The sequence below is a fragment of the Cobetia amphilecti genome (assembly GCF_032923285.1).
Classification (GTDB): Bacteria; Pseudomonadota; Gammaproteobacteria; order Pseudomonadales; family Halomonadaceae; genus Cobetia; species Cobetia amphilecti.
This window is the reverse complement of record NZ_CP136695.1, coordinates 416,956-431,538: the sequence shown is the minus strand read 5'-3', so window position 1 is coordinate 431,538 and position 14,583 is coordinate 416,956. Positions and strand designations below refer to the sequence as shown.

Annotated in this window: 12 protein-coding genes and 1 pseudogene; 6 read left to right on the top strand and 7 right to left on the bottom strand. The window is 59.1% G+C overall.

All coding sequences use genetic code 11. The features are described 5' to 3' along the window. Positions 1-95: 95 nt before the first annotated feature. On the bottom strand, positions 96-1,010 hold the full coding sequence (locus R1T44_RS01910; RefSeq protein WP_225347468.1) for a cation diffusion facilitator family transporter: 915 nt from the start codon (positions 1,008-1,010) through the stop codon (positions 96-98). A gap of 204 nt (positions 1,011-1,214) precedes the next feature. On the opposite strand from R1T44_RS01910, the gene R1T44_RS01905 reads away from it, so the two are divergent. Continuing rightward, a complete protein-coding gene (locus tag R1T44_RS01905; RefSeq protein ID WP_175088977.1) occupies positions 1,215-2,135 on the top strand; it encodes a bile acid:sodium symporter family protein in 921 nt (306 codons plus the stop codon). 110 nt (positions 2,136-2,245) lie between these two features. On the opposite strand, the gene R1T44_RS01900 is transcribed toward R1T44_RS01905, so the two are convergent. After that, entirely contained in the window at positions 2,246-4,015 is a 1,770-nt protein-coding gene (locus tag R1T44_RS01900) for a hypothetical protein (protein ID WP_225347467.1), read from the bottom strand. An 80-nt stretch (positions 4,016-4,095) separates the two neighbouring features. Next, positions 4,096-4,941, bottom strand: a pseudogene (locus tag R1T44_RS01895) (YifB family Mg chelatase-like AAA ATPase); the annotation flags it as partial. A gap of 1,140 nt (positions 4,942-6,081) precedes the next feature. Here R1T44_RS01895 and R1T44_RS01890 point away from each other — a divergent pair. Further along, positions 6,082-6,360 carry a CBU_0592 family membrane protein gene (locus R1T44_RS01890; protein ID WP_043331581.1) on the top strand — a complete coding sequence of 93 codons (279 nt, stop codon included), beginning with the start codon at positions 6,082-6,084 and terminating at the stop codon, positions 6,358-6,360. Positions 6,361-6,454: 94 nt separating this feature from the next. On the opposite strand, the gene R1T44_RS01885 is transcribed toward R1T44_RS01890, so the two are convergent. Further along, on the bottom strand, positions 6,455-6,829 hold the full coding sequence (locus tag R1T44_RS01885; RefSeq protein WP_192839057.1) for an accessory factor UbiK family protein: 375 nt from the start codon (positions 6,827-6,829) through the stop codon (positions 6,455-6,457). Between the two features lie 437 nt (positions 6,830-7,266). On the opposite strand from R1T44_RS01885, the gene R1T44_RS01880 reads away from it, so the two are divergent. The 3 genes from R1T44_RS01880 (at position 7,267) to glnK (ending at position 9,372) form a co-directional block, all read left to right on the top strand. Further along, the gene (locus tag R1T44_RS01880) at positions 7,267-7,605 is read left to right on the top strand and encodes a P-II family nitrogen regulator (protein WP_043331582.1); all 339 of its coding nucleotides are present in this window, start codon (positions 7,267-7,269) and stop codon (positions 7,603-7,605) included. 31 nt (positions 7,606-7,636) lie between these two features. Beyond that, positions 7,637-8,884: an ammonium transporter gene (locus R1T44_RS01875; protein ID WP_317292471.1), complete on the top strand. Its 1,248-nt coding sequence runs from the start codon at positions 7,637-7,639 to the stop codon at positions 8,882-8,884. A 149-nt stretch (positions 8,885-9,033) separates the two neighbouring features. Then, positions 9,034-9,372 carry a P-II family nitrogen regulator gene (gene glnK / locus R1T44_RS01870; RefSeq protein WP_024951507.1) on the top strand — a complete coding sequence of 113 codons (339 nt, stop codon included), beginning with the start codon at positions 9,034-9,036 and terminating at the stop codon, positions 9,370-9,372. 130 nt (positions 9,373-9,502) lie between these two features. Here glnK and R1T44_RS01865 read toward each other — a convergent pair whose 3' ends face one another. Continuing rightward, positions 9,503-10,279 carry a ferredoxin--NADP reductase gene (locus R1T44_RS01865; protein WP_043331585.1) on the bottom strand — a complete coding sequence of 259 codons (777 nt, stop codon included), beginning with the start codon at positions 10,277-10,279 and terminating at the stop codon, positions 9,503-9,505. A 289-nt stretch (positions 10,280-10,568) separates the two neighbouring features. Between R1T44_RS01865 and R1T44_RS01860 the strand changes: the two genes are divergently transcribed. Continuing rightward, positions 10,569-11,516: a LysR family transcriptional regulator gene (locus tag R1T44_RS01860; RefSeq protein WP_107335730.1), complete on the top strand. Its 948-nt coding sequence runs from the start codon at positions 10,569-10,571 to the stop codon at positions 11,514-11,516. A gap of 146 nt (positions 11,517-11,662) precedes the next feature. On the opposite strand, the gene R1T44_RS01855 is transcribed toward R1T44_RS01860, so the two are convergent. Further along, positions 11,663-12,091: a host attachment protein gene (locus R1T44_RS01855; protein ID WP_043331587.1), complete on the bottom strand. Its 429-nt coding sequence runs from the start codon at positions 12,089-12,091 to the stop codon at positions 11,663-11,665. A gap of 255 nt (positions 12,092-12,346) precedes the next feature. Continuing rightward, positions 12,347-14,290, bottom strand: a complete 1,944-nt coding sequence (locus R1T44_RS01850) for a methyl-accepting chemotaxis protein (protein ID WP_317292470.1) — start codon at positions 14,288-14,290, stop codon at positions 12,347-12,349. Positions 14,291-14,583 lie beyond the last annotated feature (293 nt).

The following is a 14,583-nucleotide window of genomic DNA, read 5'->3' as shown; positions in this document are numbered from 1 at the left end:
ACGATGGGGTGGAAAAGTAGGGTTGAAAAATAAGCCAATCGCTATGGGAGTAAGTCGATCGCTACCTACCTGAGCCGGGAGTCGGCCTCGGTCTGTCACTCGTGCCCATATAGATTGGCATTTTGATGCGCGTGATCACTATGCTCAAACTCTAGGCTAGAATGAGCAATACTGAAGCGCATTTTAAGCTGCTCCTTGATCTCTGCTTTGACGGATTCAAGCTGCTGCCAGCCGGTTTCTGTCAGAACCACGTGGCAGTCAAGGGCTGCCATGTTTTCCTGCATCTGCCATAGATGCACATGGTGAATATCCTGGACTCCCTCGATATTTCGGACGGTATCAACGACTGCCTGCCCGTCAATTTCCGGGGGAGACCCCAGCATTAGCGTACGGATAGGGCCACCAATTTCAGAGAAGGCAAGGTAAAGAATATATAGCGCAATCCCTATCGTGATGGCGGGGTCTACCCAGCGCATGTCGTACAGTAAAATAAGCGAACCACCGATAATCACAGCGATGGAGGCAAACGCATCCGATAAGTTATGCAGAAAAAGGGCGCGGATATTGACACTCTCTTTTTGCATTGACCACGTGAGCATGGCGGTAAGGGCATCGACGACGAGCGCGACGCCACCAATAATCACGATCGTCCATCCCTCTATCTCAGGGGGATCGATCATCCGCATAGCGCCTTCGTAAATCAGGTAGACGCCGACAATAATGAGGGTGGTGTAATTGATGAGTGCTGCCACTATCTCGATGCGGCCATAGCCAAAGGTCATATGCGCATCGGCGGGCCGTCTGGCGATTTTACGAGCGGAAAAAGCAATGACTAACGCTGCCATGTCTGAAAAGTTATGTAACGCATCAGCGATCAGCGATAAGCTTCCCGCCATAATGCCACCGACGATTTGAGCGATGGTTAAGAGCCCATTGGCCCATATGGAGATGCTGACGCGCCGGTCGCCAGAGGCAGGATCAATGTGAGGATGATCATGATGATGTCCCATCTGTTACCTTCTCTCGAATTATCTGTTCTTGGTACTATAAAACCTCTAGCAACTAAAGCTTCAACCCTTGAGCATTGTCTATTTGCATCGCTGGATTGGGAAGAGCGTCCCTTGCTCCCAAGCAAGTCATGGCGTGCTGGGCCGAAGTGATCATGTTTTAGGTGCGGGGCTCAATCCACTTCAACCGGTAACGTCCAATCCACCATGAGTAGATTCATTTATTTTGTCGAGGCGCACCTTGTCTGGTTTGTAATCGTCGTCGCGGGGGTAGGCTTACTCTTTCCGGCCACCGGAATAATGCTTGAGTTCGCGATTGGGCCATTACTGGCATTACTGATGTTGATCATCAGCCTCACATTCGATGCGCATGCAGTGCGCATCGTGTTCCGTAAGCCGTCACGGCAGTTGTTGGCATTGGGGCTGGTCTATGGGCCGATGTCGATTGCCGGGTGGCTAACGGGCCGTCTATTTTTTGGAAGCGGCCCACTGGCTGCTGGCCAAATCTTGCTCGGCACTCTGCCGACGGATGTGTCCTCTCCTCTTTTGGTACTGATGGCGAAAGGCAATGTGGCGCTTGCCGCTGTTTTCAACGCAGTCAACACCGCGTTATGTCCGTTCATTGTCCCCTTCCTGTTTTTATGGCTCACCGGCCTCCAGTTGGACGTGCCGCTTGGTTCAATTATTCTTGAATTAACACTAATCGTGCTTGTTCCTACCGTGATTGGGGTCAGCTTGCGGACAAAGTTTTCGGCTTTCTTTGCACGGCATGATTCAGCGTATGCAGGGATAGGGTCAATTCTGTATCTGCTGATCCTACTCGCCGTGGTCGGGCCGAATGCCACCACGATCATTGGCTATGGCTGGTATGCGTTTGTGATTGCGGGCGCGGCCCTGTGCCTCAATTTGATTGGCTACCTGGTAGGTATGTCCTCACGGTTACTCACCTCTGATCGCAAAGAGGTGATTACCTATCTTTTCACGGTCAGTAAAAAGGAATTCAGCATTGCCGCAGCGTTTGTCGCTGCTTCCGGTTTGCCATCAGAAATCGCGATTCCAGCCGCTTTTTTTGCCGTGATTCAAATGATCACTTCGCCCATCGCAGCGAAGATTCTCGCCCGTCACTGAAGGGATGGCCGTATCGGTTCTCCGTCAGAAGAGCAACCTGCACACGGTGTGTACTGGTTGCTCTTACCGACAAAACAGATACCGCCTACTTATAAGGTTACAAATAGTACCTACGCTAAGTCACTGCGACCAATACTGACCTTGCTAAAAGCATTTAACACAGAGGCTTCGCAGGGTATCTGTTCCTTTTTGGATTTAGGGTGCTTAAACGTATCGGCGAATCCTGGGCAGTGACGAACTAGTTTTTGGACAACACCTTCTACGTGCCGCACGTTAGACAGCACTTGGCGTAACCACTGCTCGAAGCTGCCTTGGTGGCTCAGCGTGAAGACCAAACCTTTATAGGAAGGAGGCTTGGATGCCTCCTCGCTACCGCCAGCTCTGGGTTTTGGAGGGCGTCGTTGAATCTCCATGAGATAGAGTGTTTGATCTAACACATGCACCCTAATGACGAGCACCCCGCGAGGTAGCTTGGTCTGAGTATCAATGTAAACCCAATTAGCGACTGTCGTTTTCACCTCCTCGTCTATTTCGAAAGGTTCGAGGCTGATCAACCGAGGGTCGGGGGAAGTGCTAAAGCCGTCTTCAAAGGTAAACCAGCTAACGCCACGAATCGTTGCGGGATAGGCCGATTGTAAATAGAGAAGCGCATTCCACATATCACGTAGAAAGCCCTGTGATTCCAGTGTAATAGGAGCATGAATAGAGGCCTGTCCGACCCCTTTTCCTGATCCATGTGGCTCCCCAGTGGAGAAAATGGTTTCGTCACCCGGAACGGGGACGCCTCGTGTATCGGGCACATTTTTTCGAGTATATCGTTTATCCAAGACAGCGCGAGGCTTACCTAAAATAACGAATTCGTCCTCAGGAAGGTCTAGCCAAGAAGAGCCATGGTCGGGCTCTTCATCATCCGTCAGGTCAATGACATCGGGGATGTCTTGAAGCTGATGATAGGGAAATTGAGTGGGAGCATCATCGCCATCGGTGGCTGGTACTGTCGTTGACTTCTCTCTTTCGCGGTGGATCGTGGCACCGTCGGGCTGCGTACAGCCTAATATCTGCAATCCTAGAAATGTGTTGCCACCATCAATCGGAACGCCAGAAACAGAGATTTCCCCGCTGCCCTGGAACCAAGGCGTGACCTCAAAAAGTATCCTATCTGCGGGGAAGCGGGCTTCAATCTGTGAGTAAATGCTTCTGGCAGCCTGTTCAGCATAGGGATCGTACAGCATATGCGCGAGCAAAATAGCATCGTGTTTATGAACACGATACGTAAATTTGACAGGCCACGTACCTGGGGATGCAGGCGCGTTAAGCGGTCGATAAAGACGCTCTTTTACTTCTTCCCAAGGGTAAGTGGCGAGCACCCGCTTGATTTCAGATGATCGACCGTAAACGCGTGCAAAAAATTCGGTGCAAGGGATGAGCAGATGTTTGCCACCTGGGAGGTAAAATTCAATCAGGTACGATTTGTGTTTTCTGTCCAGCGGTAAATAGCTTGCCTCATGAAAGGAGGTATAGAGGCTGCGCCCTGCTTTGTGTAAGTCGTCTAAGGAGACAATCCGCCAGCCGCCCGGAGAGAACGAAACAGGGAATGTTTTCTCCTCAAATGCGATGCGGGAGTTGCTCACGCCCTTTTCCCAGACGGAGCCGATTCTCAATAGCCCGACATGCGTTAAGACCGTCGTTCGCTTAATCACATCTCCTAATTTGTTCTCCTGATCAATAGGTCTTAAAAATACATAAATTTTAGGGACGCTTTGTGAGCGGATATTTTTGAAGATAGGCCCGTACCACCAAACGACCAAGCGCTCAGTTTCGTCTTTAAGGGTGCCATCTTGAAAGCTAAAGGTTCTGCATTGTTTGAGAGAAACGGTCACAAGGGCGTGCTCTATGTAAACTCAACATAGAGATTGTCGCAGTAATTATTGTTTAGTCGCAACAATTGTTGGAAATGACAGCCACCGCCCACCAGCGCGACCCCACTGGCCGTGTGGTGCGGGGCGCGGAATGGCCGCTGCCCCCAGCGCTCCATGATCGGCAGACCACATACCGAGCGCACCGCCGCGACTTCCAGTGCTTCTCCTTCGCCCAGTGGCGGCAAGATGCCGGACAGGCGACTGGCCAGCATCGTCTTGCCGGTGCCCGGCGGACCAGCGAACAACAGGTTGTGGCCGCCGGCCGCGGCGATCTCCAATGCCCTGCGTGCCTGATGCTGGCCACGCACCTCGCTCAGGTCGGGCTCCGGCAGGCGCGCCTGGGGAATGATCGAACACACATGCGGCGTGAGGCGCTCGCGCCCCAGCAGGTGAGCCACCAGCTCCAGCAGATGGCCCACCGCCAATACTTCCAACTCCTCGGCGAGTGCCGCCTCGTCGGCATTGCCGCGCGGCACCACCAGCGTCCGCCCCGCCTTGCGACAGCAGAGTGCGGCTGGCAGCACGCCGGTCACGGCACGGATGCTGCCATCCAGCGCCAGCTCGCCAAGGCACTCCATCGCTGCCACGGCCTCTTCCGGTATCTGCCCGGAGGCAACCAGAATCCCCAGCGCGATGGGCAGATCGAAGCGTCCGCCTTCCTTGGGGAGGTCCGCTGGCGCCAGATTGAGGGTGATACGGCGCGCCGGAAACTCGAAGCCGGCATTGAGCAGCGCACTGCGCACCCGCTCGCGACTCTCCTTCACCGCCGCTTCCGGCAAGCCGACGATGGACAGCCCCGGCAAGCCGTTGGAAAGGTGTACCTCCACCTGAACTTCCGGTGCCTCGAGACCAAGTGACGCGCGCGTGCGCAACATTGCCAATGACATGAGCCTTCCCTGCGTGATGCCGCCTCTCAGTTGCACGGCGCAATCGGAGCAGGCACTGGCCTGCCATGAGCGCGAAGGCACACACCGCTGCCAACCCTCCCAGCATGGCAAACCTCATACTCCCCAGAAGGCGAGCGCCTCAACGCTCGGGCGCTCGACAATTGCCGCAAGGCTTCGCACACCACTACGACACTGCCATGCAGTCACCTGAAAATGCGTGTTCAGGTGACGATTCTCGCGCCTATAACGTAAATTTCTTTACGCCCCAGACTCATGCAATTACTGAATACGTAACAAAAAGACAGGCTGTGGATAACATTACATAATCATCGCTTGTGGACATTTTTTGAGCGCTCAAAACTTCATCATTCAAGGTACTGATGCCATCGATGATCAAGCGAGCCAACGTCGGACCAGGACACCCACAGCCCGACCTCAACTCACAAGCACCAACCAACAGAAATTAAACTCAATAACTGCAGGCAGGGTGCTTGAACGATCGACTCAGCCGAGTGATGAAAGCCATGTCAGAGATCAGAGTGAGCCAGAGGAGCTCATGAGGCGCCTGGCGGAGAGGAGTCAGAGAAGGTGCATGCGCTGCGTTCGAGGACTTTGCACGAGCATCGGGTCGTTGATGCCGGGGGTTGGTGCCTGAGGACCTGGCGCTGGGTGACGGCTTACGGCTGCTTGGTGATTGAGAGCGTCTGGTGCCCTGCATCTGCATCTGCATCTGCATCTGCGGCTGCGGATCGCTCACCGGCATGATGCTTACGCTGCCGGCATTGCCGACAAACGCACGCGGCGAGTTAAAAGTAGCGGTTTTGGCAGCATTTTCCACGCATAAGCGCCTGTTTTGGCGCATTTCAGCGCCACCATTCGTCACATGGACATGGTGTGAGGCCGGCTCGATACCTGCCTGCACCAAGAAAGTGCTCATACAGGGGCGATAGCGTCCTCGAGAGAGCAACAAGAGTGCCGCCGGACGGGGACTGCTGTATATTTGATCGGTTGTCCCGGCCTTGCCGGGATGACCGCCAAGCTGTCTCACGGAACGCCGCCGCTGCGCGGCAGAGAATCGTCCAACCCACGGAAAGGGCCAGCCATTCAGGACGACTTCGGCTTGTTTCAGGAGCACTACCCATGCAAGACATGCTTGCCCCGCTGGCATCCCTGGCGGATGTGATCGGCATGCTAGGCACCACTCTGGTCGTCGGCGCCTTCTTCCTGCTGCAGATAGGCAGACTCGATGCCCGCAGCCTGACCTACAACCTGATGAATCTGAGCGGGGCGATCCTGCTGTTGATCAGCCTGTGCATCAATTTCAACCTCGCCAGCTTCGTGATCGAGATCTTCTGGATCATCGCCTCAGTGGTAGGTCTGGTGCGCTGGATGCTGGGCACTCGTCCCCAGACTGCCTGAGGCCTCCCCTCAGAATCAGCGGCGCCCATGACGCAAAAAACCGCCACGCCCCGAAAGGGCGTGGCGGTTTTGGTTCAGCCGTCACCTGACGGGATCAGGCGTCGCGCTGGCGCTCGATCTCCGCGGCGTGACTGGCGGCTTCACGCTTCGCTACCGCGGCTTCCCCCTCGTCATCCACTGGCGTGGCGGGCTCGGCAGCCGGTGCATTGCCCGCCACCAGCCCCTGCTTCTCCAGCAGTGCCTCGAGGGCGATGACCTGCTTTTCCAGCGACTCGACGCGGCTGCGCGTACGCGTCAGCACATCCATCATGATGTCGAAGTCTTCACGCGAGACCAGTTCCATGCGGTCGAATGCACCGCGCATCACGCCTTGCACGGACTTCTGCAGCTCTTCCGGGCCATGCGAGGCATCTTGCAGGCGCTCACCGATCTGCTGGGCCATACGCCCGATGACGTCATTCTTGAACATGCTGCACCTCAGCCGTTGCGGGCCGGCGGCCGCGTCGTGCGGACTGCCGGTCAGAAAATGATGACACCCCTGTACATGGGGCCGTCGTGTCCTGCTGCAAGGATACGCAACCCTGGAGTCGGGTGCATGCCCCGCATCGTCCTGCACCAGACAATCCTCATCGGCAGGCACACACCTGCACCACATTAGCACTTGCCCCCACACCCAAAGGCGCAGAAACAGCACCATTACGGTGCACGCCAGGTGACCTTCGGATTCAGCCATCTTTGCGCGGGCCGAAAGACTGTCAGCCATCCTTCGATAACCAGATGAGTTACAAGGATTTTCAGCCGCATGGCACATCTCGTGCGATGCACTTGTCAGGAACAGGCCGCCAGCTCATCTGACTGGCCATGCTTAACAAGAATGATCATTCCGGTAGCGAACGGGGGCAGCACATGAAACTGATCACCGCCATCATCAAACCCTTCAAGTTGGACGACGTGCGAGAAGCACTGGCCGACAACGGCGTGCAGGGGATTACCGTCACCGAAGTGAAGGGCTTCGGACGTCAGAAGGGGCACACCGAGCTGTATCGCGGTGCCGAGTACGTCGTCGACTTCCTTCCCAAGGTCAAGATTGAAGTGGCTGTCGATGACAGCAGTGTGGAATCGGTACTGGACGCCATCACCCAGGCGGCCAACAGCGGCAAGATCGGCGACGGCAAGCTGTTCGTCACTCCGCTGGATGATGTCATCCGTATCCGCACCGGTGAACGCGGCGCCGACGCTGTCTGAGCCCCGCGCACAATAACAAGGAGAACCCCGCATGAACGAGATCATCGAGGTCAAGTACGCACTTGATACCTTCTACTTCCTGGTCTGTGGCGCCCTGGTGCTATGGATGGCAGCCGGCTTTGCCATGCTCGAGGCCGGTCTGGTCCGCGCCAAGAACACCACCGAGATCCTGACCAAGAACGTGGCGCTGTTCGCCATCGCCTGCACCATGTACATGGTCGTCGGTTACCACATCATGTACTCGAGCGCCGAAGGCGGCTTCCTGCCGAGCCTGGGCTTCCTGATCGGTGCCGAGAATACCGCTGAGGAAGCGCTCGCTTCCGGTGGCGACATCTACTACAGCGCACGTTCCGACTTCTTCTTCCAGGTGGTGTTCGTGGCTACCGCCATGTCCATCGTCTCCGGTGCGGTCGCCGAGCGCATGAAGCTGTGGGCCTTCCTGGCCTTCGCCGTGGTCATGACCGGCGTCATCTATCCGGTGCAGGGTTACTGGACCTGGGGTGGCGGCTTCCTGAGCGCAGCGGGCTTCAGCGACTTCGCCGGCTCCGGCATCGTGCACATGTCCGGCGCTTCCGCCGCACTGGCAGGCGTGCTGCTGCTGGGCGCTCGCAAGGGCAAGTACGGCAAGAATGGCGAGATCAATGCCATCCCGGGCGCCAACCTGCCGCTGGCCACGCTGGGTACCTTCATCCTGTGGCTGGGATGGTTGGGCTTCAACGGCGGCTCCGAGCTGGTGCTGTCCAACATCGATGAGGCCAACGCGGTCGCTCAGGTCTTCGTCAACACCAATGCCGCTGCCTGTGGTGGTGTCATCGCCGCGCTGATCCTCGCACGTCTGTGGTTCCGCAAGGCTGACCTGACCATGGCCCTCAACGGCGCACTGGCTGGCCTGGTCGCCATCACTGCGGGTCCGCTGGCACCGAGCGTCGGTGCTGCCACCCTGATCGGTGCCGTCGGCGGTCTGCTGGTCGTGTTCTCCATCGTCGGTCTCGACAAGCTGAAGATCGATGATCCGGTCGGCGCCATCTCCGTGCACGGTGTGGTCGGTCTCTGGGGTCTGCTGGCCGTGCCGCTGACCAATGACGATGCCACCTTCTCCGCACAGCTGCTGGGCGCCGCCTCCATCTTCGCCTGGGTGTTCATCGCAAGCTTCGTGGTGTGGCTGATCATCAAGGCCATCATTGGGATTCGCGTCAGCGAGGAAGAAGAGTACGAAGGTGTGGATCTGGCCGAATGTGGTATGGAGGCCTATCCGGAATTCACCTCCAGCCGCAAGTAAGCCTGGACGCGACAGCACCTGCAGCATCAAGACTCCCGCCACCTGGCGGGAGTCTTTTTTCCTGACTGGATAAGCGGTGTATGCTTGAGTCAGAGACCGGCGTGACGAGCAGGCCTCGTTACCCGCACCATCACCCAAGGAGAGACACGATGAAACTGGTCACTGCCATCATCAAGCCATTCAAGCTCGACGACGTGCGCGAATCCCTGTCGGAGATTGGCGTGCAGGGTATCACCGTGACCGAGGTCAAGGGATTCGGCCGCCAGAAGGGCCACACCGAGCTGTATCGGGGTGCCGAGTACGTGGTCGACTTCCTTCCCAAGGTGAAGCTGGAAGTCGCGGTGGATGACGCCATGATCGATTCCGTGATCGAGGCGATCACCAATGTCGCCAACACCGGCAAGATCGGCGACGGCAAGATCTTCGTCTCGCCGCTGGAGCAGGTCATTCGCATCCGTACCGGCGAGACCGGCAAGGACGCCGTCTGAGCCTCTGGCGCAAGCCCCTGGCACTGACGTGCTGCCCCGACGGGTGACATGAGCACACGAAAAAACCGCAGGCCATCGGCCTGCGGTTTTTTCGTTTCAGCACTTGCCGTTCATGCGTGATGCGCGCGGATCACTTCTCGACGAAGGCACGCTCGATCACGTAGTCACCCGGCACGCCCATCTTCGGCGAGATGGCGAAGCCGCGCGCATCCAGCATGGCACTGATGTCGTCGAGCATCGCCGGGCTGCCACAGATCATGGCGCGGTCGCGCTTCGGGTCCAGCGGCGGCAGGCCGATATCCTCGAACAGCTTGCCGTTCTCGACCAGATCCGTGATGCGGCCCTGGTTGCGGAACTCCTCGCGCGTCACGGTCGGGTAGTAGATCAGCTTCTCGGCGATCTCTTCGCCCAGATACTCGTGCTTGGGCAGCTCTTCCGCGATCATGTCGGCATAGGCCAGCTCGGAGACATGGCGCACGCCGTGCATCAGGATGATCTTGTCATAGCGCTCATAGGTTTCCGGATCCTGGATGACGCTCAGGAACGGCGCCAGACCGGTGCCTGTGGAGAACAGGTAAAGGTTCTCGCCCGGCAGCAGGTCGTCCAGTACCAGCGTGCCTGTCGGCTTGCGAGAGACCATGATCTGATCGCCCGGCTGCAGGTGCTGCAGGCGTGAGGTCAGCGGGCCGTCCTGCACCTTGATGGAGAAGAACTCGAGGTGCTCCTCGTAGTTCGGGCTGGCGATCGAGTAGGCGCGCATCAGCGGCTTGCCTTCGACTTCCAGGCCGATCATCACGAACTGGCCGTTCTTGAAGCGCAGGCTGTCTTCACGCTGAGTGCGGAAGCTGAACAGCGAATCGTTCCAGTGATGGACGTCGATGACTTCGGTTGTGGTCAGACTGCTCACCTGATGGCCTCCCGGGGCGTGGCCCCTCGAATTCGATATTCTCTATTGGCATAAACAAATAACAGCTTATGACCCAATGAACTATGCAGCGATTGTAGTCACTGCAGGGTTATGCGTTAAATGGTTTATCTGGATATAGGTTATCTAGTTTACCAATATTGGTTGCGAATGAATCGCATTTCAACCTTGATCGTGCAGGGTCCGCCCGCTCTGACGGCGAATCCTGCGTTGCGTTCACTTTCGCCTCCTCATCTCTGCCCCTTCACTGCAGCATGCCCCAGGAGGTCGAATGCGCTACAGCCTTCGCCAGCTGGCCGTCTTCGTGGCGGTCGCGCGGCATGACAATGTCTCGCTGGCCGCCGACAGTCTGGCCATGTCGCAATCAGCGGCCAGCACGGCACTGGCCGAGCTGGAGCGTCAGTTCGATTGCCGGCTGTTCGATCGCCATGGCAAGCGCCTGCGGCTCAATGGCCTGGGGCGTGAGCTGCTGCCCAAGGCAATCGCGCTGCTGGACCAGGCCGAGGAACTGGAGCAGCTGCTCGGTCAGCAGGACGCCACCGGCTCGCTGGAGATCGGCGCGACGCTGACCATCGGCAACTATCTGGCGCCTCAGATCATCGGTGACTTTCTGCATCATCACCCCGCCAGCCGCGTCGAGCTGCACGTGCACAACACCCATCAGCTGATCGACAAGCTGGTGCACTTCGAACTGGACATCGGGCTGGTGGAGGGCGAGGTGGAGCACCCGCTGCTGGAGGCGACCCACTGGGTCAGTGATCGGCTGAGCATCTTCTGTGCGCCGTCACACCCGCTGGCACAGGGCGAGGTCACGCTTGAGCGCCTGCTGGCGGCTCGCTGGATCATGCGCGAGCGTGGCTCCGGCACACGCGGCACCTTCGAGCAGGCATTGCGCCCACATCTGGACGGGCCTTCGACCAGCGTCTCCCAGCGCCTCGACATCATGCTGGAGCTGGAACATACCGAAGCCATCAAGCGCGCCGTGGAAGCGGGGCTCGGCATCGGCTGCATCTCGCGCCTCGCGCTGAGAGATGCCTTTCGGCGCGGCAGCCTCGTCGAGCTGCCCACTCCATGGCTGGAGCTGACGCGCGCCTATCGCTTCGTCCACCATCGTGACCGCTTCATCACCCAGGCGATGCGAGAATTCGTCGCCGGTTGCCGCAACCTGAGCGGCAGCGCCTCACGCAGTGACGAGATCATCCTGCCGCAGGTGCCGTGATTCGCACATGCACGGCCTTCAGCAACCGAGCCTGCTGACACTACTTCCTCACGCCATGGGGCCCACAAGAATAGCGAGCACTCACACACAGACGCCGCCAGCGTTCCCGCTGGCGGCGTCCTGGTCTCTGGATGACGGGGGTGTGATCAGTGAGTCAGGCCGGTGAAACGTGCCTTGATCTCATCAGCGCTCTCGTGGGAGAGGTCCTTGTCGACGGTTTCCGTCACCAGCTTGGCGACCGGCTTGTCGAGCTTGTCGCGCAGCGCCCCCAGGAACTTGGGAGCAGCGGCGATGATCAGCTGATCGAACTTGCCGTCATTGGCCGTCTGCTTGAGATATTGCGCGACTTCCTTGGCGAAGAAGTCCTGATGCTTGTCAGAGGTCGCGCCATCATCGCCAGTCTGATGCAGGCTGCCGTGCCCGCCGCTGGATTCACCCTTGCCACCGGTTCTCAGGTCACCGGTATGCTGGCGGCTTTCAGGATGTACGAGGCTTTCCACTTCGGTGACCTTGCCAGCGGCACGGGCAAAGATACGTGCACGTGCGGCGTCGGCAGCAACGATGTAAGTAACCATTTACACACTCCCTGTCTCTCGTGAGGCGTCGTTGATGAAGAATGACGATCATCGCTTCGCTTTCAATTGACTACATGCTGGCACCCTTGCGCACATTCAACCCTTGCCGCTCATTTCCCACACACTGCCCCGCCAGCCCGACGCCTGAAGGTCGACAGGCAAGCAGATAACCAAAAACGCCAGGGCCGCCCCGAAGGGCGGCCCTGGCGTCTGATGCCTGTCACTCGCGACTGACAGGCTCGCATGTTGACGGCCTTACCAGGCTTGCCAATCCAGCTCCTCCGATGCGACGGAGCTGGCAGCGCGGGGACGCGAGCCCTGAGCGGCCAGGGTGCCTGCGCTGCGCGGCGCCATTGCGGGCGGCTGCGCAGGGCCATCCAGACGGAAGCGGCCCACCATCTCGGCCAGACGCGCCGACTGCTCGGAGAGCGCATCCGCTGCCGCGGCGGATTCCTCCACCAGCGCCGCATTCTGCTGTGTCACCTGGTCCAGCTCGGCCACGGCGCTGGAGACCTGTCCGACACCGTGATTCTGCTCCTGGGTGGCATGGCTGATCTCGCCGATCACCTCACTGACACGCATGACGCTGGCGACGATCTCGTTCATGGTGCTGCCGGCCACCCTGACCTGTTCGGCACCATTGCGCGTGCGCTCGTTGGCGGAGCTGATCAGCGTGGCGATTTCCCGCGAGGCCTCGGAAGAGCGCTGGGCGAGGGTACGTACCTCACCGGCCACCACCGCGAAGCCACGCCCCTGCTCGCCGGCGCGGGCCGCCTCGACGGAGGCATTCAATGCCAGCAGGTTGGTCTGGAAGGCGATGGAGTCCATGACACTGACGATCTCGGTGATCTTGCGCGAGTCGTCATCGATGCCCTGCATGGTGGTGACGACCTCTCCGATCACCTCGCCGCCGCGACGCGCGACCTCACTGGCCGACTTGGCCAGCCCGTCAGCTTCATGTGCGGAGTCCGCGGACTGGGCGACGGTGCCAGAAATCTGCTCCATCGAGGCCGAGGTTTCCTGCAGATTGGCCGCCGCCTGCTCGGTACGTGACGACAGATCCTGGCTGCCCTGGCTGATCTCGGCGGCGGCGGTCTGCACCGCGCCGCTGGCAAGGCGAATCTCGCTGAGCACGCCATTGAGAGTCGAGACGAAGCGATTGAAGGCATTGCCGATCTCGGCGACTTCATCACGCCCGCTGACCTGAATGCGCCGCGTGAGATCGCCCTCGCCTGCAGCGATATCCACCAGTGCATCACGCACCAGCGCCAGGCCGCGCAGACTGCGGCTGGCGATCCACGACATCACGGCGGCCGCCCCCAGCAACACCAGCAGCGTCATGGCCAGCGTGGTCCACAGCTGGGCATAAAGCGGTGCATCCGAGTCGGCCACATCCAGGGCCAGCGCCAGACGCCAGCCGGTGTCTCCCAGCCCTGCCGAATCCAGCTCGGCACTGAACATGCGGTAGTCACGCTGCTGGATATCGACCACCAGTGCCGACTGGCCAGCGGCCACCAGGCGATTGCTGCTGGCCAGGGTCTCGGGCGTCAGCGCCGGTGCGAGTGAACTCATCGGCTTGAGCACCAGGGCATCATCCGGGTGGGCGATCAGCGTGCCGGTATCGTCGATCAGGAAGGCGAAGCTGTTGGGCGTCGGCGAGAGTTCGGCGACCGTGCGGGTGATGAACGCCAGCGGCAGATCACCACTGACCACGGCGACCAGCCGGGAGCCGCGATAGACCGGCGCCGCCACGCTGATTTCCAGTTCGCCACTGGTGGCACCGACATAGGGCGCCGTGATGACGGGCTTGCCGGTCGCCACCGCCGCCTGATACCAGCCACGTTGGCGCGGGTCATATCCTGCCCGCCCCGGGCGCCCATCGAAGTAACGGAAGCGACCATCCGGGAAGCCGACATAGGTCTTGCTGAAGTCGCCCTGCTTCATCGCCTGGGTCAAGGCGGCATCGGGGAAGTTCTCGAGGCTACTGGCCGCGATGCCGTCCACCGCATTGATATGCACGCTGAACCACTGGCTCAGCTGGGCGGCGTTCGATCTCAGTAACTGTTGCTGGTAGTCGCTCTCATCGGCATGCGTATTGCGGAACGTGGTCCAGGCATTCAGGCTGCTGACGACCACCAGCGCCACCAGCACTATCGCCACACAGGCTAACGTGATGCGCGCACGTAACGAGGCAAACATCGCCACTCCTTGGTTCAAATCCATCGGGAAGGGGGCCGGGGGCGCCAGCGCAGAGCGCGTCGGTCTGCCCCTCGGTGGCAAGGCATGCAGGCATGCGGTGTACCGGCGTGATCATCGGTACGTGCCGCTCTCTGTATCGGCATGCCCGGCCTTTCCTTTACCCCGCCAGCCACATGCAACGCTCCTCCATCGTTGCCGGAACCGACACTGGCGTCGCGACTCCCGGACATGACGTCGATGGCGAAGTGCGTGCTAACATCCACCCAACGCGGGGTGCCGCCTGCCCGTCTGCC